The 21,871-nt window shown below is 61.9% G+C and carries 22 protein-coding genes, 2 pseudogenes and 1 other annotated feature; of the genes and pseudogenes, 10 read left to right on the top strand and 14 right to left on the bottom strand.

What is annotated here, in order from left to right; genetic code table 11:
• Positions 1-72: 72 nt before the first annotated feature.
• The 4 genes from E3U25_RS01455 (at position 73) to istB (E3U25_RS01440) (ending at position 3,721) form a co-directional block, all read left to right on the top strand.
• Entirely contained in the window at positions 73-537 is a 465-nt protein-coding gene (locus E3U25_RS01455) for an excisionase family DNA-binding protein (RefSeq protein ID WP_116221566.1), read from the top strand.
• The gene (locus E3U25_RS01450) at positions 534-1,103 is read left to right on the top strand and encodes a PIN domain-containing protein (protein ID WP_116221565.1); all 570 of its coding nucleotides are present in this window, start codon (positions 534-536) and stop codon (positions 1,101-1,103) included. The genes E3U25_RS01455 and E3U25_RS01450 overlap by 4 nt, the downstream gene beginning before the upstream one ends.
• A 369-nt stretch (positions 1,104-1,472) precedes the next feature.
• Positions 1,473-2,969: an IS21-like element ISPve1 family transposase gene (gene istA / locus E3U25_RS01445; RefSeq protein WP_116220988.1), complete on the top strand. Its 1,497-nt coding sequence runs from the start codon at positions 1,473-1,475 to the stop codon at positions 2,967-2,969.
• On the top strand, positions 2,966-3,721 hold the full coding sequence (istB, locus tag E3U25_RS01440) for an IS21-like element ISPve1 family helper ATPase IstB (protein ID WP_116220987.1): 756 nt from the start codon (positions 2,966-2,968) through the stop codon (positions 3,719-3,721). The genes istA (E3U25_RS01445) and istB (E3U25_RS01440) overlap by 4 nt, the downstream gene beginning before the upstream one ends.
• Before the next feature lie 79 nt (positions 3,722-3,800).
• On the opposite strand, the gene E3U25_RS01435 is transcribed toward istB (E3U25_RS01440), so the two are convergent.
• The 4 genes from E3U25_RS01435 to E3U25_RS01420 form a co-directional block, all read right to left on the bottom strand.
• A complete protein-coding gene (locus tag E3U25_RS01435) occupies positions 3,801-4,667 on the bottom strand; it encodes a hypothetical protein (protein ID WP_116221564.1) in 867 nt (288 codons plus the stop codon).
• Complete coding sequence (locus E3U25_RS01430) at positions 4,660-6,012, bottom strand: AAA family ATPase (RefSeq protein ID WP_166435464.1); 1,353 nt, start codon at positions 6,010-6,012, stop codon at positions 4,660-4,662. Before E3U25_RS01430 ends, E3U25_RS01435 begins: the two co-directional genes overlap by 8 nt.
• A gap of 91 nt (positions 6,013-6,103) precedes the next feature.
• The gene (locus tag E3U25_RS01425; protein WP_116221562.1) at positions 6,104-6,499 is read right to left on the bottom strand and encodes a ubiquitination-like system serine protease family protein; all 396 of its coding nucleotides are present in this window, start codon (positions 6,497-6,499) and stop codon (positions 6,104-6,106) included.
• On the bottom strand, positions 6,499-6,696 hold the full coding sequence (locus tag E3U25_RS01420) for a hypothetical protein (RefSeq protein ID WP_244295068.1): 198 nt from the start codon (positions 6,694-6,696) through the stop codon (positions 6,499-6,501). The genes E3U25_RS01425 and E3U25_RS01420 overlap by 1 nt, the downstream gene beginning before the upstream one ends.
• 184 nt (positions 6,697-6,880) lie before the next feature.
• On the opposite strand from E3U25_RS01420, the gene istA (E3U25_RS01415) reads away from it, so the two are divergent.
• On the top strand, positions 6,881-8,377 hold the full coding sequence (gene istA / locus E3U25_RS01415; protein WP_116220988.1) for an IS21-like element ISPve1 family transposase: 1,497 nt from the start codon (positions 6,881-6,883) through the stop codon (positions 8,375-8,377).
• Positions 8,374-9,129, top strand: a complete 756-nt coding sequence (gene istB / locus E3U25_RS01410; protein WP_116220987.1) for an IS21-like element ISPve1 family helper ATPase IstB — start codon at positions 8,374-8,376, stop codon at positions 9,127-9,129. Before istA (E3U25_RS01415) ends, istB (E3U25_RS01410) begins: the two co-directional genes overlap by 4 nt.
• Positions 9,130-9,760: 631 nt before the next feature.
• Here the strand turns inward: istB (E3U25_RS01410) and E3U25_RS01405 are convergent.
• From E3U25_RS01405 to E3U25_RS01365, 9 genes and pseudogenes are all read right to left on the bottom strand, one after another.
• A complete protein-coding gene (locus E3U25_RS01405) occupies positions 9,761-10,771 on the bottom strand; it encodes a nucleotidyl transferase AbiEii/AbiGii toxin family protein (protein WP_116221561.1) in 1,011 nt (336 codons plus the stop codon).
• Positions 10,764-11,357, bottom strand: a complete 594-nt coding sequence (locus E3U25_RS01400; protein WP_116221560.1) for a DUF6088 family protein — start codon at positions 11,355-11,357, stop codon at positions 10,764-10,766. Before E3U25_RS01400 ends, E3U25_RS01405 begins: the two co-directional genes overlap by 8 nt.
• 93 nt (positions 11,358-11,450) lie before the next feature.
• Positions 11,451-12,266 carry an aminoglycoside 3-N-acetyltransferase gene (gene aac(3), locus E3U25_RS01395; protein WP_116221559.1) on the bottom strand — a complete coding sequence of 272 codons (816 nt, stop codon included), beginning with the start codon at positions 12,264-12,266 and terminating at the stop codon, positions 11,451-11,453.
• Positions 12,267-12,270: 4 nt separating this feature from the next.
• The gene (locus tag E3U25_RS01390; RefSeq protein ID WP_116221558.1) at positions 12,271-12,678 is read right to left on the bottom strand and encodes a cupin domain-containing protein; all 408 of its coding nucleotides are present in this window, start codon (positions 12,676-12,678) and stop codon (positions 12,271-12,273) included.
• Positions 12,679-12,995: 317 nt separating this feature from the next.
• Positions 12,996-13,556, bottom strand: coding sequence for a hypothetical protein (locus tag E3U25_RS01385; protein ID WP_116221557.1), 561 nt, complete (start codon positions 13,554-13,556; stop codon positions 12,996-12,998).
• A gap of 129 nt (positions 13,557-13,685) precedes the next feature.
• A pseudogene (locus E3U25_RS01380) lies at positions 13,686-13,988 on the bottom strand (integrase core domain-containing protein); the annotation flags it as partial.
• Between the two features lie 4 nt (positions 13,989-13,992).
• Positions 13,993-15,399: an IS30 family transposase gene (locus tag E3U25_RS01375; RefSeq protein WP_208861564.1), complete on the bottom strand. Its 1,407-nt coding sequence runs from the start codon at positions 15,397-15,399 to the stop codon at positions 13,993-13,995.
• A 46-nt stretch (positions 15,400-15,445) separates the two neighbouring features.
• A pseudogene (locus E3U25_RS01370) lies at positions 15,446-16,377 on the bottom strand (IS3 family transposase); the annotation flags it as partial.
• Positions 15,980-16,096: a sequence feature (AL1L pseudoknot), on the bottom strand. (Overlaps the previous pseudogene by 117 nt.)
• A gap of 50 nt (positions 16,378-16,427) precedes the next feature.
• Positions 16,428-16,637 carry a glyoxalase superfamily protein gene (locus tag E3U25_RS01365; RefSeq protein WP_147304495.1) on the bottom strand — a complete coding sequence of 70 codons (210 nt, stop codon included), beginning with the start codon at positions 16,635-16,637 and terminating at the stop codon, positions 16,428-16,430.
• Between the two features lie 73 nt (positions 16,638-16,710).
• Between E3U25_RS01365 and E3U25_RS01360 the strand changes: the two genes are divergently transcribed.
• Entirely contained in the window at positions 16,711-19,134 is a 2,424-nt protein-coding gene (locus tag E3U25_RS01360; RefSeq protein WP_208861563.1) for an ATP-binding protein, read from the top strand.
• On the opposite strand, the gene E3U25_RS01355 is transcribed toward E3U25_RS01360, so the two are convergent.
• Positions 19,121-19,261 carry a hypothetical protein gene (locus tag E3U25_RS01355; RefSeq protein ID WP_208861562.1) on the bottom strand — a complete coding sequence of 47 codons (141 nt, stop codon included), beginning with the start codon at positions 19,259-19,261 and terminating at the stop codon, positions 19,121-19,123. The two genes, E3U25_RS01360 and E3U25_RS01355, sit on opposite strands and share 14 nt — an antisense overlap.
• A 250-nt stretch (positions 19,262-19,511) precedes the next feature.
• On the opposite strand from E3U25_RS01355, the gene tnpA reads away from it, so the two are divergent.
• The 3 genes from tnpA to tnpC all read left to right on the top strand — a co-directional run bounded on the left by tnpA (position 19,512) and on the right by tnpC (position 21,866).
• Positions 19,512-19,904 carry an IS66-like element accessory protein TnpA gene (tnpA, locus tag E3U25_RS01350; protein ID WP_116221554.1) on the top strand — a complete coding sequence of 131 codons (393 nt, stop codon included), beginning with the start codon at positions 19,512-19,514 and terminating at the stop codon, positions 19,902-19,904.
• A gap of 26 nt (positions 19,905-19,930) precedes the next feature.
• A complete protein-coding gene (tnpB, locus tag E3U25_RS01345; protein ID WP_244295063.1) occupies positions 19,931-20,254 on the top strand; it encodes an IS66 family insertion sequence element accessory protein TnpB in 324 nt (107 codons plus the stop codon).
• A gap of 124 nt (positions 20,255-20,378) precedes the next feature.
• A complete protein-coding gene (gene tnpC / locus E3U25_RS01340; protein WP_420872912.1) occupies positions 20,379-21,866 on the top strand; it encodes an IS66 family transposase in 1,488 nt (495 codons plus the stop codon).
• Positions 21,867-21,871 lie beyond the last annotated feature (5 nt).

Below are 21,871 nucleotides of genomic sequence, written 5' to 3'. Positions count from 1 at the left end.
CAAGCAGCGGCTTCGCCTGTTGCATTTATTTCACTTGATCCCATATAGTGAGGCAGGAAAGGAGCCCTGCCCATGACCATGCTAGCCCATCGACAGCTTCCGCCCTCGGCGCAGGATGCCGCGATTGCGCGCGTGTCCGGCCAGCTTCTGTCCCGCTATGCCCGTCAGAAGCGGCCACTGACCCTGCGCGTCACCGATGCCGAACAGGAACGCCCGCTGGAACTCCCTGCCGGGGCGGTCGCCCTGCTGATGGACATCCTGGAGGCAATGGCCGCCGGGCGCGGCGTCACCCTCATGCCCGAGAACGCGGAACTGACCACAGTGCAGGCCGCCGAGGTGCTGAACGTCTCGCGCCCATTCCTCATCAAGCTGCTGGACGAAAGCGCGATCCCGCACCGCAAGGTCGGCAAGCATCGCCGCATCCGCATGGAAGACGTGATGGCCTACAAGGCCGCCATCGACCGCGAACGCGAGGCCGTGCTCGACCAGCTTGTCAGCGAGGCGCAGGAACAGGATATGGGCTACGGCCGCCCATGAGCCGTTACACCGCTCTGCTGGATGCGAATGTCCTCTATCCCGCGCCGCTGCGGGATCTGTTGTTGCAACTGGCCGTCACCGATCTGTTCAGGGCGCGCTGGACGGCCGACATCCATCGCGAATGGATCGAGGCGCTGCTGCGCAACGAACCGGGGCGGGACCGCGCCGCGCTGGAACGCACCCGCGACCTGATGGACCGGGCTACGCGCGACAGCCTGGTCGAGGGCTACCACGCACTGATCCCGGCGCTGGAACTACCGGATGCCGATGACCGGCATGTGCTGGCTGCCGCCATCATCGGGCGTTGCGACGTGATCGTGACCCAGAATCTGGCCGACTTCCCGGCCGAGGCGCTGGCGTCGTTTGGCATCGACGTGCAGCACCCGGACGAATTCCTGGTCAACCACCTGCACCTCGCGCCCGGCCTGTTCTGTGCTTCCATCCGCAAGGTGCGCGCCCGGCTGAGGAACCCGCCTTATAGCGTCGAGGATTATCTCGGCACCCTGACGCAGATCGGGCTAGTCGCCACAGCGGCCGAGCTCGGCGGGTTTGCCGAGCTACTTTGACGCGACCCGTCACAGACGCTGCGTCGTTTGGTGAAGTCGGCCCTAAGCGGACGGTCGGCCGCGACCGATGCTGCGTGGCCGCATGCCTGGAAGCCGACGTTCGAATATCACTGCAGCAAATCTCGGCCAAGATGGTATCGGTGCGGGACCAAGCTGCCGTTCGCTGTTGCAGCACAAGGATCAGCTGCGCCTCAGGTTCACCGCCTCAACAGGGCGGAAACCGGACCTTCTCTGCGATTGCGAAGAGACTGAGAATGGCGGTGCGAAATTAGTCCACGTTAGCGGCGGCATGGTGCTGCTGCGGGCGGCGTAAAAGTCGTCCACCTTTTCCCTTTCTGCGGCTGCAGGGAGGATGGGAGGATCTACAGCGTGGAACTCTATCTCAAGGTTCGTCAGGCCTGTGCTGCTGGTATGAGCCAGCGTCAGGCGGCGACGACATTCAACATATCGCGCGACACGGTCGCAAAGATGATGACGTTCTCGGTTCCTCCGGGCTACCGGCGGACGGCCGAGGTCAGGCGCCCGAAGCTCGATCCGTTCATCCCGATCATCGAGGGTTGGCTGGAGGCGGACCGGACCATGCCGCGCAAGCAGCGGCATACGGCGAAGCGTGTGTTTGACCGTCTGCGCGAAGAATGCGGTTTCACCGGCGGCTACACGATCATCAAGGATTATATCCGGGAACGTGAGCGGCGGGGCCAGGAGGTGTTCGTGCCGCTGGCGCATCCCCCAGGACACGCGCAGGCCGACTTCGGCGAGGCAATGGTTCGGATCGGAGGTGTCGAACAGAAGGCGCATTTCTTCGTGCTGGACTTGCCGCATAGCGACGCCTGCTACGTCCGTGCCTATCCGGCGGCGGTTGCCGAGGCCTGGGTGGACGGTCATGTCCATGCCTTTGCCTTTTTTGGGGCGGTTCCGCAGTCGATCGTCTACGACAATGACCGCTGCCTGGTGGCGAAGATCCTGCCGGATGGCACCCGCAAGCGGGCGGCGCTGTTCAGCGGGTTTCTGTCGCATTACCTGATCCGGGATCGCTATGGCCGCCCTGGCAAGGGGAACGACAAAGGCAATGTCGAAGGCCTGGTGGGCTATTGCCGCCGCAACTTCATGGTGCCGATGCCTGAGTTCGCCAGTTGGGAAGAATTCAACCTCTGGCTGGAGGAGCGCTGCAAGCGGCGTCAGCACGATGTCCTTCGCGGCGAGAGCGAAACGATCGGCGAGCGACTGCAGCGCGATCTCGCCGCGATGCGCCCGCTCCCGGCGGCGCCCTTTGATGCCTGCGATCAGGCGACCGGCCGCGTGTCGTCGCAATCGCTGGTGCGCTACAAGACCAACGATTACTCGGTGCCCGTCGCCTACGGCCATCAGGATGTCTGGATCCGGGGCTATATCCATGAGGTGGTGATCGGCTGCCGGGGCGAAGTGATCGCCCGCCATCCCCGGTGCTGGGATCGCGACGAGATCGTCTTCGACCCGCTCCATTACCTTCCGCTGATCGAGCAGAAGATCAATGCGTTGGATCAGGCGGCACCATTGCAGGACTGGGACCTGCCAGAGGAGTTCGCCACCCTGCGCCGGCTGATGGAGGCACGGATGAACCGGCACGGCCGACGCGAATATGTCCAGGTCCTGCGGCTTCTGGAAACCTTCGATCTGGCCGATCTGCATGCGGCCGTGAGGCAGGCGCTGCAGATGGGGGCGATCGGCTTCGATGCGGTGAAGCATCTCTTGTTGTGCCGGGTGGAGCGCCGGCCACCCCGGCTGGATCTGGACTGCTATCCCTACCTGCCCAGGGCAACGGTCGAGAAGACCGAGGCCCGCTCCTACATGCGGCTGCTGTCTGTCAATGCGGAGGGCGTGGCATGAGCGACGCCCCGGAAATCCTGCTTGCCCATCACCTCAAGGCGCTGAAACTGCCGACCTTCCTGCGAGAACACCAGAAACTGGCCCGGCAATGTGCGGCGGAAGGCGTGGACCATGTCCGATATCTCGCCCGGCTCGTCGAACTGGAACTGATCGACCGGGAACGGCGGATGGTCGAGCGGCGCATCAAGGCCGCCAGGTTCCCGGCCGTCAAAAGCCTGGACAGCTTCGACTTCACGGCCATCCCGAAGCTCAACAAGATGCAGGTGCTGGAACTGGCCCGGTGCGAATGGATCGAGCGGCGCGAGAACATTATTGCTCTCGGCCCCAGTGGCACGGGCAAGACGCACATCTCGCTCGGCCTTGGTCTGGCCGCCTGCCAGAAGGGCCTGTCCGTCGGCTTCACCACCGCCGCGGCCCTGGTCAGCGAGATGATGGAGGCCCGCGACGAGCGCCGCCTGCTGCGCTTCCAGAAGCAGATGGCAGGATACAAGCTGCTCATCATCGATGAACTCGGCTTCGTGCCGCTGTCGAAGACCGGCGCCGAGCTGCTGTTCGAACTGATCTCGCAACGCTACGAGCGCGGATCGACCCTGATCACCAGCAATCTGCCTTTTGACGAATGGACCGAGACATTCGGCTCCGAACGCCTCACCGGCGCGCTTCTCGACAGGCTGACCCACCACGTCAGCATTCTCGAAATGAATGGCCAGAGCTATCGTCTCGCCCAAAGCCGCGCCCGAAAGGCCGGCTGACCCCTTTCAAAAAATACCAACGGCACAAGCACGGAACTCTGGTCGGGCTACGCCCTCCCGACGTTCCGTGCTTGTGCCGCTAACTGGCAGACTTTTGCGCCGCCGCGTGGCCGGGTTTTACTCCGCCGTTGACACGTCCGGCCGTCCGCTCTGTCGCTGCTGTCGGCGCCTCTGGTGCGAGCAGCACGATATCGTTCGGGGCGCCGGCAGGCAGCAGGTCGATGCTAAGGGTGAACCCAGTCGGCCGGCGCTCCCTCAGGCCAGCAACCGGCCGCACAAACAAGCTGCCGACGGTGGTCAGGCGATGTTGCAGGGCTTCCAATTGCGCGCGGACGGCATCGCCGGAGACAGCAGGATCTGGGCGGAACAGATCAACCAGATAGCCACCGATAATCCCCTCTTTCTCAAGTGCCGCAACGGCCTCGGAAGCGGAAAAATCCAACCGGTCCGGCGCTTCAAGCAAGCCAATACTGGCGATGCCGCCAAGCTCGCTGCGATATCCGGAAACACGCTCTTCGAACTCTCCGGTGCGCGGGTTTTCCCGTTCCTGCGGCATGTCCTCAGCCCGCTCGGCAATGAGCTTATCGAGCGCGTCCAAGGCGTCCGGCGTTGCCTGGAAGAACATCTCTCCGATACCGCGCCCGCCAACGAGTGCGAACCGGTTCCGCTCGCAGAACAGCCTCTCGGTCGGACGATAACTTTTCGCCAAGGCGTCCTCTCGCATCTGCACCAGTACGAAGCCGAGAGCCGAGTGCTGTTCCCGCAGTCGCATGCTGCTGGCACGGAGTTGCTCTCGCATCCTTGCCTTGTGGCGACGGAAGCCCTCGTTATCGCCTTGGAAAAAATCCTTGCTGGGCCCCCGCGTTCCGGGTGCAGGCGGGTGAATGAAGCGTCGGGTGTCGAGGAAAACCTGGACAGGGCGCTGGATACTGTCCCGTTCAGCCATCGCTCACGGTCTCCGTTCCAGATGATGTCTCCCGTGCCGCATGGCTGCGCTCCCGCAGGCGGCGCGAGACCGTTGACTGAGATACACCGACGATGGCTCCTGCTGCATTCTGAGTCAGCCCGGCCTGCTCTACGAAAGCGGCCGCAAGGTCCTCCTCCGGTCCAAGCAGCAGCGCCTTGCGAATCCCGCCGAACAGGTGGCCGTTTAGTGTTGCCTGCCGCCGAAGCCCCGCCAGCATGGACTGGCCGCGACTGACGCGGTTGCTGCTTCCCTTTGGCTGATGCAGCACCAGGAAACGTTTGCCCCCGGCGACAAGCGTTTCGAGATCGGCGCCACTCATGCCTTCCGTGAGCCAGACCAGCATGTCGATTTCCTCGCGGGTCAGTTCGATCGGACGCACGAAGCGCTCGAGCAAAACCCGGCGCGCCGTCTCATCCGGCAGCGCTATCTCGATACGTCCATCGAACCGACGCCAAACGGCAGAGTCGAGAAGATGCTCATGGTTGGTGGCCGCCAAGGTGAAGCCCCTGTTCCCTCGCGCATCAAGGCTTTGCAGAAGCGTGTTCACCACCCGCTTGATCTCGCCCACTTCCTGAGCGTCATCGCGGGCTTTGGCGACGGCGTCGAATTCATCCAGGAATAGAATGCAGCGATAGCGATTTGCGAAATCGAAAAGTGCGCCGATATTACGGGCGGTGGTTCCGAGGAAGGACGAAACAAGGCCATCCAGCCGGGCTTCGACAAGTGGAAGCCCAAGCTGCGCCCCGATGTAGCGGGCGAGCATAGTTTTGCCGACACCCGGCGCGCCGTAGAGCAAGCAACGCAAATTCGGTTGCACGCCGAGCGCCGCCAGTTCCTTCACCCGAGACCACTCTTCAATCAGGTCAGTCACAGCAGCCTTGAGCGCTTCATTGAACACTGGCTCCGCATCGGCGGCCTCCTCCGGCTGCACCACACGCGCCAGCGGTGTTCCGGTCTCCTTGTCGTGTGGCAGCGGCGTATTCCGACTCAGCACTTCGCCGGGCAGTGCCGGCACCGACCCAGCGCGCATGCGTTCAAGGGACATCGGCGCGACCGATTGCTTGCGGACCTCACGCGATAGCAGCCTGCTCAGCTTCTCGGCCTGCCGCGGCTCCGACTCCCGCAGAGAGTCCCGCAGTCGCTCGATCTGATAACGCGCGCGGCTGCTGTCGCCGCTTGCGGCAGCTCGCGACAGGGAGAGGATGATCTCGAAGTGGTCCATATCCGCCATGCGCCCGTCATATTCACTATCTTCTGTCCATGATGCGATTTCTGGCAATATTATGCAACGATGTTCATCATGATGCGGCTTTAGGGTTTCCATTCCACCGGACCGTGGGGCAATGCTCCGCTGCTGACCGGTTGCAGTCATCCAGCCCATAGACTTTGCCGTTTCGATCCAGGGTGTCGGCATGTCATGCGTCAGCGCGGTCTCGTACCAACCGCCCGTTGGCGTGACCGCTATCCCGGCACCATTCAACACGGCCGCCTTTCACCCAGAAATGACACCGGCAAGCATTGGTTTGTCGAATCGACGGCGAGATGCTCGGGCGGCCGAACCAGTCGACCGAAATCGACCATCGTGGCCTGCGCTGTTGGCTGAGCGACAGCTGCAACTTCTCGCCACAACCGCCCGGGCAGCGGAAGCAGACCCATTTGTCGAGGCTGCCGCTCCGCACGATGACCAGGCGTCCTGACCGTAGACGTTCGAGGTCCGGATGCGCGTCCTGAACCGAGGCGACCAAATGGCTTTTGGGAAGCCACCCAACCCGCTCCAGAACGATACGACAAAGTACCTTGATACGCCCCATCAGCCGATCCGATCGAGAAACGGCTCGACATCGGCCCGGCCCCAGTAGTGCGTGTCGACGCAGATCGGGCAGTCGGGCCGCTGCTTTGCGCCCTGACGGCGCTCCTCGCCCCGGTCCAGCCGCCGGACCCGCTGCCAGGCCCACCGACCTTCGCCTCGATAGTCCACCAGTCCCTGCAGGAGTTCGTTGACTGCCATGCTGGCCGCTTCCGTAGTGAACGTCACCACGGCAGGTGCAGGATCGCCGCCACCCCGGACATAGTGAGAATGGCGGTGCGAAATTAGTCCACGTTAGCGGCGGCATGGTGCTGCTGCGGGCGGCGTAAAAGTCGTCCACCTTTTCCCTTTCTGCGGCTGCAGGGAGGATGGGAGGATCTACAGCGTGGAACTCTATCTCAAGGTTCGTCAGGCCTGTGCTGCTGGTATGAGCCAGCGTCAGGCGGCGACGACATTCAACATATCGCGCGACACGGTCGCAAAGATGATGACGTTCTCGGTTCCTCCGGGCTACCGGCGGACGGCCGAGGTCAGGCGCCCGAAGCTCGATCCGTTCATCCCGATCATCGAGGGTTGGCTGGAGGCGGACCGGACCATGCCGCGCAAGCAGCGGCATACGGCGAAGCGTGTGTTTGACCGTCTGCGCGAAGAATGCGGTTTCACCGGCGGCTACACGATCATCAAGGATTATATCCGGGAACGTGAGCGGCGGGGCCAGGAGGTGTTCGTGCCGCTGGCGCATCCCCCAGGACACGCGCAGGCCGACTTCGGCGAGGCAATGGTTCGGATCGGAGGTGTCGAACAGAAGGCGCATTTCTTCGTGCTGGACTTGCCGCATAGCGACGCCTGCTACGTCCGTGCCTATCCGGCGGCGGTTGCCGAGGCCTGGGTGGACGGTCATGTCCATGCCTTTGCCTTTTTTGGGGCGGTTCCGCAGTCGATCGTCTACGACAATGACCGCTGCCTGGTGGCGAAGATCCTGCCGGATGGCACCCGCAAGCGGGCGGCGCTGTTCAGCGGGTTTCTGTCGCATTACCTGATCCGGGATCGCTATGGCCGCCCTGGCAAGGGGAACGACAAAGGCAATGTCGAAGGCCTGGTGGGCTATTGCCGCCGCAACTTCATGGTGCCGATGCCTGAGTTCGCCAGTTGGGAAGAATTCAACCTCTGGCTGGAGGAGCGCTGCAAGCGGCGTCAGCACGATGTCCTTCGCGGCGAGAGCGAAACGATCGGCGAGCGACTGCAGCGCGATCTCGCCGCGATGCGCCCGCTCCCGGCGGCGCCCTTTGATGCCTGCGATCAGGCGACCGGCCGCGTGTCGTCGCAATCGCTGGTGCGCTACAAGACCAACGATTACTCGGTGCCCGTCGCCTACGGCCATCAGGATGTCTGGATCCGGGGCTATATCCATGAGGTGGTGATCGGCTGCCGGGGCGAAGTGATCGCCCGCCATCCCCGGTGCTGGGATCGCGACGAGATCGTCTTCGACCCGCTCCATTACCTTCCGCTGATCGAGCAGAAGATCAATGCGTTGGATCAGGCGGCACCATTGCAGGACTGGGACCTGCCAGAGGAGTTCGCCACCCTGCGCCGGCTGATGGAGGCACGGATGAACCGGCACGGCCGACGCGAATATGTCCAGGTCCTGCGGCTTCTGGAAACCTTCGATCTGGCCGATCTGCATGCGGCCGTGAGGCAGGCGCTGCAGATGGGGGCGATCGGCTTCGATGCGGTGAAGCATCTCTTGTTGTGCCGGGTGGAGCGCCGGCCACCCCGGCTGGATCTGGACTGCTATCCCTACCTGCCCAGGGCAACGGTCGAGAAGACCGAGGCCCGCTCCTACATGCGGCTGCTGTCTGTCAATGCGGAGGGCGTGGCATGAGCGACGCCCCGGAAATCCTGCTTGCCCATCACCTCAAGGCGCTGAAACTGCCGACCTTCCTGCGAGAACACCAGAAACTGGCCCGGCAATGTGCGGCGGAAGGCGTGGACCATGTCCGATATCTCGCCCGGCTCGTCGAACTGGAACTGATCGACCGGGAACGGCGGATGGTCGAGCGGCGCATCAAGGCCGCCAGGTTCCCGGCCGTCAAAAGCCTGGACAGCTTCGACTTCACGGCCATCCCGAAGCTCAACAAGATGCAGGTGCTGGAACTGGCCCGGTGCGAATGGATCGAGCGGCGCGAGAACATTATTGCTCTCGGCCCCAGTGGCACGGGCAAGACGCACATCTCGCTCGGCCTTGGTCTGGCCGCCTGCCAGAAGGGCCTGTCCGTCGGCTTCACCACCGCCGCGGCCCTGGTCAGCGAGATGATGGAGGCCCGCGACGAGCGCCGCCTGCTGCGCTTCCAGAAGCAGATGGCAGGATACAAGCTGCTCATCATCGATGAACTCGGCTTCGTGCCGCTGTCGAAGACCGGCGCCGAGCTGCTGTTCGAACTGATCTCGCAACGCTACGAGCGCGGATCGACCCTGATCACCAGCAATCTGCCTTTTGACGAATGGACCGAGACATTCGGCTCCGAACGCCTCACCGGCGCGCTTCTCGACAGGCTGACCCACCACGTCAGCATTCTCGAAATGAATGGCCAGAGCTATCGTCTCGCCCAAAGCCGCGCCCGAAAGGCCGGCTGACCCCTTTCAAAAAATACCAACGGCACAAGCACGGAACTCTGGTCGGGCTACGCCCTCCCGACGTTCCGTGCTTGTGCCGCTAACTGGCAGACTTTTGCGCCGCCGCGTGGCCGGGTTTTACTCCGCCGTTGACACCCACGAGGCATTCTCGCACGGTGCTCACCTCCTCCGGTTCGAGGACAGGCGCGAGCCTCAGGTCGCAATAGCTTGCAATCCTGTGCGGTGTGAGGGACGAACGTGTTGATTTCATTGTTTGTCTTCCGATAGTCGCGGGGCGGCTGAGCTAGCGGAAGTATCGGCGCAACGGAAGAGCGTGGCTGCACCTTCTGGTTGCGGGTTCAGTGAGAGCAATCAGGCTCTAGCGTAGTGCTGCGTCGGGGAAAATCGTAGTTTGTCGTAGAATATCGTGCAAAATCGTAGGAATGGTTGCGGGGGCCTGCAACTACCGAGACCAACACTCTCTTGAAGTCTTTGTATAGAAAGAGATAATCGCCTTTCCGGCTACTCTCCGTGAACGCGAGAACCAAGCTCGAACATGGTAGGAGCCGTGACTGGCCCTATTCCTTGACCTTACCCTTCCCGCTCAATCTGTCAATGCCAAGCCGGACTGCCGACCCGAATGCTACCGGCGCTATCTCTGATTAGCCCGGGCCTGGATTTCACCGCATCGCTCGATGACGGCCTCGAAAGGCGGCGCATCCGCGAGCAGAAGCCCGTCCTCGGTCATGCGCCGGTAATCATCGCCAAGCGCCACCAAGGTATCGCCTTCGGGGACAAGCCGTAGTTGCCCTGCCACGGCCGCACTGTAGTTGATCATCGAACGGTCGGCGGCCTTTTCGGAAAAGAACATCTGCTTATGCGCGGCGACCGCCTGCGCCAGGTCGCGATCAGCCAGCGCGGCATCGGCAAGACCTGCCTCATCCAGCTTGGCCAGGTCATACCAATGTCGGGCAAAGCGATCACCGCGCAAGCGTGCCTGGAGACAGAAGACATGCGCGGCAGTCGCCTTTTCCCAGAATGTCCGCTCGGCATGCATGACCCGTGGTCGGGCTGCGGGAAAGGATACGCCTTCGACAAAGCCGGCAGCATCGCAGGCTATGTCCTGAGGACTCGCCGGCTCACCGGTGGAGCGAGCCCCGAACTCCAGCATCACCGAGGGTGACACGTAGCCCGATCCGCGCCCGGCCGGTTCATAGTCGATGAACAGCTTGTCGCCCTCGATACGGATGGTGCCCGGAACGCCCTCCCTTATCATCGCTTCGGCGATCAAGGGCTGGACATCCTTCACCACCCATTCCGGCAGGCGCTCGCGAACCGCAGCGGACCAGCGCTTCTCCTCGCTGCGGGTTTTCGGCAGGACCTCTTCGCCGTCTCCGACCAGATCGGGCACCAGCCTGCGAATATCATAGGTCAGATCGACATCCTCGGAGAAGCGCTGGATGACGCCATAGGCCTTCGACAGCGAGGTGCCACCCTTGAACACGAGGTGTTCCCCGAGCGCGGAGCCGAAGAGTGTTTGCAGCGCCCAGACGACCCAGATATCCTTTTCCAGCAGATGCGCCGGACGACCGGAGCGATCGGCGGCCACGCGCAATGCCTCCCGCCGGTCCTCGGTCGACAGGGTGAAGAAAGCCTCAGCCATGGGCCGCCTTGCTGACACTTCTGGCAAGCCAGGCCGGGAATTGCGGCGCAGCCGTCACCAGTTCCATGAATGCCGCCGGTGGCAGCTTTCGCTTCAGGGCATTCAGCGCCAGATCGGCCTTTTCGGGCCCGAGCCATGCCAGGGCGCGAACAGCCTGCCCGGCCGGCTTGTCGGCCAAAGCAAGCTGCCAGCGCGGCGCGTGTCGCAATTCCACGACCTGCTTGCCGAGGAACATCGTCCGGCTGCGCCCCGAAGTCAGATAGACCGACCGTATCGGAACCTGGGTGGTCAGGCCGAGTTCGTTCGCGGCCGCCGCACCGTTTGGCACGATCACCTCGCCGCGCTGCATCGCCAGTGCTTCGACGGTCTGTTCCACCGAAGGCGCGCGGGTGCCGAACCGGCTGGTGACCGGGCGCAGGTAAAGCCCCCGGCCGGCGCGGATCAATTGCCCGCGCTCGGCAAGACGCGACAAGGCCTGGTCCACTCCCGCCCGGCTGCCGAGATGCAGCAAGCCCTTTGCCGTCAGCGGCGTTCCTTCGGGAAGCCGCTCCGCATGCGCCAGAATCTGTTCGGTCAATCGTTGCATGGGTTTTATCTCCTGTCAGGAATATATTCAGTTTTCTGACAGTTTGCAACGAGCGCTCCCGGGATGGGGGCAGGCCGCACCGGCACGGCGAATCTAAGGGTTTACCGATCCGAAATGCCGCTCGAGCCAGCCGACCCCAAAGGCGACGATATCCTGCGCGTCGAACAGATGGCAGCGCGCGGCGGCGACCACGCCCTCGCGGTGCCGGCCGGTCGCGACATAGGCGCGGGCGATGGTCTCGACCGCATCCGGCCGGCCCTCGACCGCAAAGCAATCGAGGATGCCGTTCGAGTCGAAATCCGTCGCCGCTTCCCAGACCGTCCGGCCATCCGGGCCCAGCACCGGCATCTCGTAGCTGACGCGGCGCTTGCCGGGGATGTCGGCGACGGCCTCGGCATAATGCAGCACGGTCACCGCATCGAGCGGCGCCCCCAGCAGCAGGGTCTTGCCGCCAAGGTGGACGAAGCGTTCCAGCGGCGAGCCCTCGCCCAGGGCCTGGCCCAGCCGGTGCGGCTCGACCAGGGTCCCGGCCAGCGGGCCGACCGCGACCATCGAGGCATCCGGGTGGGCGCTGCGCCGCGCATCCGGCAGCTCCGCCAGAAACCGGTTCAGCAGGCCGAAGCCGCGATAGATCCCGGCGGTCCGGGGATCGAAGGCGGGCCAGTCGCGGCGCAGGACCTCGTCCATGCGGGCGCCGTTCAGGGTTTCCTCATAGGGCGAGCGGTCCCAGGAGGCATATCCCATCACCGTGCCGCCCGGCCCCACGGCATCCCTGAGCGCCTGGACGACCCCGGCCGCACCGCCCTCGACCGGGCCGAGCGCCTTCAGCGAGGCGTGGACCATCACCAGATCGCCCGGCCGCAGGCCAAGCCGCCGAAGATCCGCCGTGATCGAGGACTTGCCGCGCATGACCCTACGGATTGTCCCTGAACCAATCCACGATGGCGGGCATGTCGCGCTCGAACCCGCCGGGGATGAAGACGTTCAGCAGACCGACGCGCTCGGCGGTGCGGTTCCTGAAGTCATGGGGCACGCCGGCCGGGATGCGCAGGAACGTCCCTTGCGGCGCGTCCAGCCAGTCCTCCCCGGCAAGGAAGCTGACAGTTCCGGCAATGACGTAGAAGATCTCGTCATTGCCCTCATGCGCATGCGCGCCGGGGCCGTCGGCACCGGGCTCCAGCCACCATTCCGAGACGCTGTAGCGCGCAGCCGTCTCATCCTCGTCGGCCTTGAACACCGCCGTCATCCGGCCGAGGGCGTAGCGCCGTCCCTCGCCCGGCGGCAGATGCAGGACGCCCTTGCCGGTGTGATCGTCGCTCATCGCTGCCTCCCGGTGGCTGGTGGAAAGATCGAAACAGCATAGCCTGCCGAGGCCCCGCAGTCAGGATTCTCGCTTTAGGAACGTCCTGTTTCCACCCAATAGCAAGTCAAACAGGCCGGCATGGCAGCAGCGCAGGCACAGCTTATGAACGGCAAAGGTGGGCGAAAGCCGTCTGAAGGCGGTGCCGCATCTCGGTTGTGTCTATCCAGTGAGACCTCGGGCCGACGGGTAATCCGGTCGCCAGTGTGCAGCCCCTGACTCGCTAGGTCAGGGGCTGCACACGACATCCAAGCTTCCTTGGACGGCTGGCTATCGCGTCACGCCCGATAGATCTGAAGAGATTCGATCAACCCAAGCGGATCAGTGCTGCGGTTAACCTTAATCGTCAGGCCGGTCCGACCCTTCATCACTATACGCTCAACGTTTGAGATTTTCGTCTGTGCATCAACGAAATGCTCGCTGGTCTTGAACTTGCCTCTCTCCCTCGCGTGCCAGAAGCATGTCAGTTCATTTTCATCCAGATAACTTGCGCGCTTTATCCTCTTGATGATGGGTTCGTAGAACGCTTCTGGATGGGTGTCGAATCCAAGTCTTTCAAGCCAGATAAGGACTGCTGCAAATGCAGCCGGACGCAGCCCGGATGTCCCATAAACAGTCTTCTCGCGAGCTTTCGGTCGGTCAAAGCGGGATACCGTTTCGACCTCCGACATCTTGAGCAGATTTTCGACATGCATGTCGAAAACCATACCACCCAAAACGACGTCCAATGTGTCGAGCCACTCCTCGAGCGAAATCAACTCAATTATCTCAGCCTTCCAAAGCTCTTTAGCCTTGGCAACGGTCTTGGCGCCTACAGATGTTTCTCTGGCGCGCTCCAAGCCCCTCCAGAGCGCCTGAAGCGCCCGTTGCTCAACATGATGAGCTGGCAGTCCATCGCCTCGTCCTGACTTGGCGGGTTCTGCAATATCTGAACCGCACCGGGTTTGCCGGAGGCTGATTTCGGTTAGTTACGCGGCCATGTCTTCAATTTCCAGAGCCGCGTAGAAGTTTGCCTCTGCTTCTGCCGGCGGGATGTTCCCGATCGGCTCGAGGAGGCGGCGGTTGTTGAACCAATCGACCCATTCGAGGGTGGCATATTCGACGGCCTCGAAGTTGCGCCACGGCCCGCACCGATGAATGACCTCGGCCTTGAATAGACCGTTTATGGTCTCCGCCAGAGCGTTGTCATAGCTGTCGCCAACGCTGCCCACGGAGGGCTCGATCCCCGCCTCGCCCAGCCTCTCGGTGTATTTTATGGACAGGTATTGGGCGGATTCAACCGGTCGTCGCAACACCTTCGATCATATCCTGTTTGAGTAGCCGGTCGAGAGCCTCTGCCGGTGTTTGCCACGCCAGCGTTTTCCGGGGGCGCGTATTCAGCGCATGGGCAACGGCGCTCAGCTCTTCGGCACCGTGTTGGCTGAGATCCGTGCCCTTTGGGAAGTATTGGCGGAGCAGGCCGTTGGTGTTCTCGTTGCTGCCGCGTTGCCAGGGGCTCTGAGGGTCACAGAAATAGATCTCGAGACCAGTATCCATCCGAAGCTGCACATGTTGGGCCATCTCGGCGCCTTGGTCCCAGGTCAACGAGCGACGTAGCTGGGCAGGCAGGCCGCTGATCGTCCCTGCGATGGCATCCCGAACGGCCTCAGCGCCGTGACCGGCAAGGGCTGGCCCGTTCTTGACGGACTTGCCTGTCCCGTGCCCTTCCATGCGCGGCAAGTGGAGGAGCATGGTGAAGCGGGTCGTGCGTTCGACCAGCGTGCCGATCGCCGAGCTGCCAAGGCCGAGAATGAGGTCACCTTCCCAATGACCAGGAATAGCCCTGTCACCGATTTCAGCTGGGCGGTCGCTGATCATCAACGCGTCGGCAATGAAGGCCTTGCCGCGGTTCCGGGCACGTTCGCGGGGGAACCTGAGGGCACGGCCGGACCTCAGGCAGGCTGAGAGCTCTCGCCTCAGTCCGCCGCGCCCCTGAATGTATAGCGCCTGATAAATGGCTTCGTGGCTGATGCGCATGGTCAGATCCTCGGGGAAGTCCACCTGCAAGCGCTGTGAGATCTGCTCCGGGCTCCAGGCCGATGACCAGCGTCGGCTTTGCCGGTGAACGGCTCGCCGTCCTTTCCATACCACGACAGGCCCATCGAAGGCGATGCCGTCCGGTGTGGTAATGACGCCGGACAGCCGATCCTGCACGTAGTCGCGCAGGGCGGGGTTGAGCGCGAGCTTGCTGATTTTTGGACGTCTGGCCGCACGATCCGCATGCCACTGTGCGGCAATGGCCCGATAGTCGAACTCTCCGCCGCGCGTTGCCGAGTTGCGCCTGATCTCACGCGAGATCGTGCTGGCGGATCGGCTAAGCTTGCGCGCGATTGCCCGCACGCCGGTGCCCCGAGCGCATTCGAGGGCTATCTCCTCGCGTTCGGAGAACGAAAGGCTACGGCGCTTCGGCACAGGAGCCCATGGTGCAAGATGAGTGGGAGGCATTCCACCAGAACTCCGAAACCATCGGGTTCCGACCGGAGCTGAAACACCTGCTGCAACAGCGGCTTCTTCGCTGGACAGCCCCGCTGCAATCTCCCGCCAGAACCGGCACAGATGTTCACGCTGCCAGACTGGCGGCCGACCTGGCGAGGACAATTTGCGCCGCGTCGATCGCTCCGACTTCCGTTTGCCTGTCGTCATCAGCACCTCCAAAATCGGGGTGTTGCGACGACCGGTTGAATCCGCCTTGCGACCCCCGGTCGGAATGGTGGACGAGCCCCGCGCCCTTGACTGGGCGGCGATCGTGGACGGCCTGTTCGAGAGCATCGAGCACGAAGCCTGCGTGTGCGGTTTGGCTCGCCCGCCAGCCGACGATCCGGCGGGCGTAGGCGTCGATGACGAAGGCGACATAGACGAACCCTCGCCAAGTGGCGACGTAGGTGAAATCGCTGACCCAGAGCATGTTCGGCGCGGGCACGCGGAACTGGCGGTTCACCTTGTCCTGCGGGCACGGGGCCTTCTTGTCGGGGATGGTCGTCTTGTGCGGCTTGCCCCGGATGATGCCTTGAATACCCCTGCACTTCATCAGCCGGGCCACGGTGCAACGGGCAACCGCGAAGCCTTCCCGATCCAGCTGACGCCAGACCTTGCGCACTCCGTAGACACGCCAGTTCGCCTCGAACACGCGCTCGATCTCGGGCCGCAGCGCAGCGTCCCGCCGGGCACGATCCGATAGCCGGGCCGGATCGGCCCGCTTCGCCAGGTGATCGTAGTAGGTGGACGGGGCGATCGGCAGAACCTTGCAGATCGGCTCGACCCCATGTTCACCACGATGATCGTCAATGAACCCGACCATCACTTCGACCGGCGGTCGAGCTCCGCCATCGCAAAATATGCGCGCGCCTTGCGCAAGATCTCATTGGCCTGGCGCAACTCCCGGTTCTCCCGTTCCAGTGCCTTCAGCCGATCCGCCATCTCGGTGGTGACACCGGCCCGCTTGCCGCCGTCGACCTCGACCTTCTTGACCCACTCGTTCAGGGTCTGGGGCGCACAGCCGATCTTCGCGGAAATCGACATGACTGCCTGCCAGCGCGATTCATGCTGGCTCTCATTGTCGAGAACCAGCCGCACCGCACGCTCGCGCACTTCGGGGGAAAACTTGTTCGTCGTCTTGCTCATGATGCTCCATCCTACTCAGGAGTTGGAGCCTCCGGCAAACCCGGAGCGGTTCAATCCGTTGCCGCCGACCCAACTTTAGCAGAGGTGCTTATGAGCGAGTTCAGCCGACCCCAGCTCTGCTCTCCATGGACGCGGGCGATCAGTTCGAGCGCCTGACTGTGGCCAATGTTGAGATTGGTAGGTAAAGCAGAACGAAGGCGTTTCGCCTGAGCCTTAGCGATGTCGGTAGTGGCCGGAAGGCCAAGATTTTGATCGGTCATAATGTTGCCTTGTCAAAGGGTCGTCGAACTCGAGGGCTCGGTCCATTGCCGCCACGAAGACCCAGAGAGAAGGATGCTTTGTCGCGATCAAGATGCGCATGTTCTTCATAGGGAAACCCCGGACCGGAACGGCCATGCGCAGCACATCACCAATATGACTGCTGTAGGCATCCGAGGCAAGACGGCACGAAGGCCTCCCTGCCAGCCTCTGCCAAGCGCCCGGCTTTCCTCACCTGCGGAGGTCAATGACGGACTGATGATCGTCCCGAAAATTTCTTGGCGTGCCGCGCGCATCTTCCCTACAAAGACCTCAACAACATACGGGGGACGATTCATGGACGAACTGAGGCTCGATCTTGAGCACTGCTACGGCATACGTAGGCTTAAGCACACAGTCGACTTCAGACAGTGCCAGGCAGCCGCGATCTATGCGCCCAACGGCGCCATGAAGTCTTCGTTAGCCAGAACGTTCCAAGACATCGTTGACGGCAAGAAGTCGTTGGACCGGATGTTCCCGGAACGGACCACAAAGCGCGTCATTGTCGATGAGAACGGAGCGGAACTCACTCCAGAGTCTATCCTTGTCGTCCGGCCATACGACGAGGAGTTCGGCGCGCACGAAAAAACCTCTACTCTGTTGGTGAATGCCGCCCTGCGCAGGGACTATGAGAAGCTCAATGCTGGCGTCGAAGACGCCAAGAAGGCATTCCTCGCCGCTATGAAAGAACAGTCCGGTTCTAACCGCGACCTTGCTGCGGAGATCTCGGCTACATTTACTCGGACACAGAATCAATTTCTGACTGCGGTGCTGCGGATCAACGATGAAATAAATATTCAAACCGACGCTCCTTTTGCGGCCATTCCCTACGACCTCATCTTCGACCCGAAGGTTGTAGAGATGCTTGAGAAGCGGGAGGTCCAGGAGGCGCTGGAAGATTACGTGAAGCGCTTCAACGAGCTCATTGATCAATCAACCTACTTCAAGCGCGGCACATTCACTTACTATAATGCCGGTGAGATAGCGAAGGCGCTTGAAGCGAACGGCTTTTTCAACGCTTCCCATAGCGTCCGTCTTAACGCAGATCAGCATGTAGAAATAACCACAAAGAAGCAACTTGAGGATCTAATCAAGACAGAAAAAGAAGGTATAGCATCAGATGCAAAGCTGCGGAAGACTTTGGAGGCTGTAGAGAAGCTTCTCCACAGGAACGTCAGCGTACGAGACTTCAACACCTTTATCTCGGATCATGAAGAGATTGTCCCTGCCCTCTCAAATATTGGAAACTTCAAGGAACAGGTCTGGAAAAGTTACATTATCAAGCATCGCGACGCTTACAATCGACTTGTCAACGAGATCCGCGAGGCGGCTGAGCGACGGAAGCAGATCGAAGAAGCCGCTCGGAATGAGCGGACGGCGTGGCAGGAAGTTATCGAAATTTTCAACAGCCGTTTCTTCGTTCCCTTCGAGTTACATGTAAAGAACCTTATTTCGGTAATCCTGGAAGAAGAAAAAATCCCGAAGCTGGGCTTCACGTTCAAGGAGGGAGAGGACCGGAAGGATGTTGACAAGAATGCTCTTCTTGAAGTGTTGAGCACTGGGGAAAAGAAGGCGCTGTATATCCTGAATATTATCTTCGAAGTTCAAGTAAGGATCAAGACCGGCCAACAAACATTGATGATCGTTGACGATGTGGCGGACTCGTTTGACTACAGGAACAAGTATGCCATTATTCAGTATATGAAGGACATTTCCGAAGATAATAACTTTCGCCAGTTAATTCTCACCCATAACTTTGACTTTTTCCGGACGCTTGAAAGCCGCTTCCTTAAGAGAGATTCCTGCTTTATGGTTGCAAGAAGAGAAGGTGGCACTGAAATTGGTGCCGCGGTTGGCATTAGAAATATCTTTGTCAACGACTGGAAAATTAACTTTGGAAATTCACCGCGCAAGCGCATCGCCTCCATTCCTTTCATGCGGAACCTGTTGGAGTTTACAAAAGGCTCGCAGGACGCGGATTATCGCGCCTTGACGGCGCTCCTTCATGTCAAGCCGAACACTGCAACTATCACGGACGCAGAACTGTTCGCCTTCTATGATCGAATATTCGATGGCCCCGCGAGAAACGCTGCGCCGACGCCCGGAACAGTCCTTGACCTGATTTATCAGCAGGCTGATGAATGTTTGGCTGAGGCGGATGGAGCCAACTTCGAGAACAAGATTGTCCTGTCGATCGCCACGAGGCTTCGCGCGGAGCAATACATGATCGCGCGCATCAACGATCCCGAGGAAGTGGGAAGAATACGAGGAAACCAGACGACTGCTCTCCTCAGGTGCTTCAAAGACCGCTTTCCGTCTGACGGCGCAACAGCAGTAATGGATCGGGTCGTTCTCATGACGCCCGAGAATATTCACTTAAACTCCTTCATGTACGAACCCATATTGGATATGTCCGACGAGCATCTTCGGAAGATTTATGACGAGGTCAGGGCACTGTGAAATTGGGTTTGATCATCCCTGGGCTGAGCAGTGCGAGTGGTGGTGCGCCCATCTGGCCAAGGGCGTAGCGCCGTTCCTCGCCCGGCGGCAGATGCGGGACACCCTTGCCCGCGTGATCGTCGCTCATCGATGCCTCCCGATGGCCGATGGACCCCAACAGCATAGCCTGCCGAGGTCCCGCTGCCAGGCTCCTCACCTCAGGAGTCCGCCCGAGAGCAAGCCAGACAGGCCCAAATGGCGGCAGCGCAGGCGCGACTTATGAACGGCAAAGGAGGGCGGAAAGCGGCCATTCGGTAAGCGGCGGCTGGACCGCACCTTCCAGGCTTTGACCTGATTGTCGCATTGGATGTTCGTGATGATCAGGACGGAGTTTCTCCATGGAGACTGCATTGGAGGTTCTCCCGGTTGGCGGCCGAGGCCGTCGGAACCGGAAGTGGCCAGATGAGGTGAAGGCTCGGGTCGTGGCGGAGACGCTGGAGCCTGGTGCAACGGTGAATGAGGTGGCGCGACGGCACGGCTTGCCTGCAAACCATGTATCATCGTGGCGGACGCTGGCGCGGAAGGGGCGGCTGGTTCTGCCCGCGCCGGAAGACCCCGTAGAATTCGCGACGTTGATGCTGGGCCCGGGCGAGGAGCCGCCCCCTGTCGTCGTGCGGCCTGTGGCGGACAGGGCCGAGATCGTCATCGGTGCCGTGACCATCCGCCTGGAAGCCGGGGCCTCGGCAGATCGGATAGCATCGGTGGCCCGCGCGCTGACGGCTGGCGCATGATCTTCCCGTCGAACCGGGTTCGGATCATGGTCGCGACGAAAGCGATCGACTTCCGGAAGGGGCATGACGGGCTGGCCGCGCTGGTGTCGTCGGTGCTGCGCAAGGACCCGTTCACCGGCACGGTCTTTGTCTTCCGCTCGCGCCGCGCGGATCGTCTCAAGCTTTTGTATTGGGACGGCACTGGTCTGGTGATGGCCTACAAGCGACTGGAGGGGGGAGGCTTCACCTGGCCTGCCATCAAGGATGGGCTGATCGCGCTGAACCATGCCCAGTTCGAGGCGCTGTTTGCCGGGCTGGATTGGCGCAAGGTGAAGGCGTTGGACGCGCGCCCGCCGGCTGCGGCAGAGTGAACCAACAGGTTGGTTTTGCGTGTTTTTACTAGTGGTTTGATGATAGCATCGGGTCATGCAGACCCTCACCACTCTTGATCTTTCCACTATCCCGACCGCGCAACGTGCGGCGGTGCAGGCGTTGATGGAAACGGTGGCTGCGTTGACGGAAATCACCCGGCGGCAGGAGCACTTGATCGCTGAGCTGAACCATGCCCTGCATGGCAAACGGTCGGAAAAGCTGTCCGAGGACGAGCGGCAGTTGGCTTTCGAGGACTTGTCCATCGCGCTGGCCGAGGTCGAGGCCGAGAAAGAAACCCGTTCCGCCAAAGGGGGCGACGGGGCAACCAGGCCCGCGCCGCAGCGCACCATCGGCAACCTGCCGGCTGCATTGCCGCGCATCGAGGAAATCATCGAGCCTGACAGCCTGATCTGCCCCTGCGGCTGCGGTGTCATGCACAAGATCGGCGAAGATCGCTCGGAGCGCCTGGACATCGTGCCGGCCCAGTTGCGGGTCATCGTCACCGTGCGGCCGAAATACGCCTGTCGGACCTGCACCGACGGGGTGACGCAGGCCCCGGCCCCCGCGCATCTGATCGCAGGAGGGCTGCCGACCGAGGCCACGCTCGCCCATGTGCTGGTCAGCAAATATGCGGATCACCTTCCATTATATCGCCAGAGCCAGATCCTGTCGCGGTCGGGCCTCGATCTGCACCGCTCGGTGCTGGCCGATTGGGTCGGCAAGGCCGCGTTCCATCTGAAGCCCGTCGTGGACCGGCTGGCCGGGCATCTGAAACGATCCGGCAAGCTGTTCATGGATGAAACCACCGCCCCGGTGCTGGACCCGGGGCGCGGGACGACCAAGACCGGATATCTCTGGGCGCTCGCCCGCGATGACCGCCCCTGGGGCGGCGAGGATCCGCCCGGCGTGGTCTACTTCTATGCTCCCGGCCGTGCGGGCGAGAATGCCGAAACCTTCCTCACCGGCTTCGACGGCATCCTGCAAGTCGATGGCTACACCGGCTACAACCGCCTGACCAAACCCTCGCGCAAGGGCGGCGATCCCATTCGGCTGGCGCATTGCTGGGCGCATGCCAGGCGCAAGCTGAAGGAGGTCTTCGACCGCGACAGCTCCGAGATTGCCGCCGAGGGCCTGCGCCAGATCGCCGAAATCTATGCCGTCGAGGCCGACATCCGCGGCATCTCGCCCGGCCAGCGTCTCTCCGCCCGCCAGGCCCGTACCGCGCCGCTGGTAGCGGCCTTCGGCGGCTGGTTCCAGGCGCAACGTCGGAAAATCTCCGCCAAATCCCGCCTGGGCGAAAAGCTGGCCTACATCCACAACCAATGGGACGGGTTGCAGACCTTCCTGACCGACGGCCGCGTCGAGATCGACTCCAACAGGGTCGAAAACCTGATCCGACCCATCGCCCTTAATCGCAAGAATGCACTCTTCGCCGGTCACGACGAAGGCGGCACCGCCTGGGGACGCATCGCCTCATTGATCGAGACCTGCAAGATCAACGGCATCGAGCCCTTCGCCTACCTCGAGGCAACCCTCGCAGCCATCGCCAGCGGGCACCCGCAAAGCCGCATCGACGACCTGCTGCCCTGGAACTTCAGGCCGTCAAGCTAAGCAGA

It is taken from the genome of Paracoccus versutus, from assembly GCF_029909795.1.
In the GTDB taxonomy this organism is placed as follows: Bacteria; Pseudomonadota; Alphaproteobacteria; order Rhodobacterales; family Rhodobacteraceae; genus Paracoccus; species Paracoccus versutus.
This window is presented reverse-complemented; position numbering and strand designations above follow the sequence as displayed.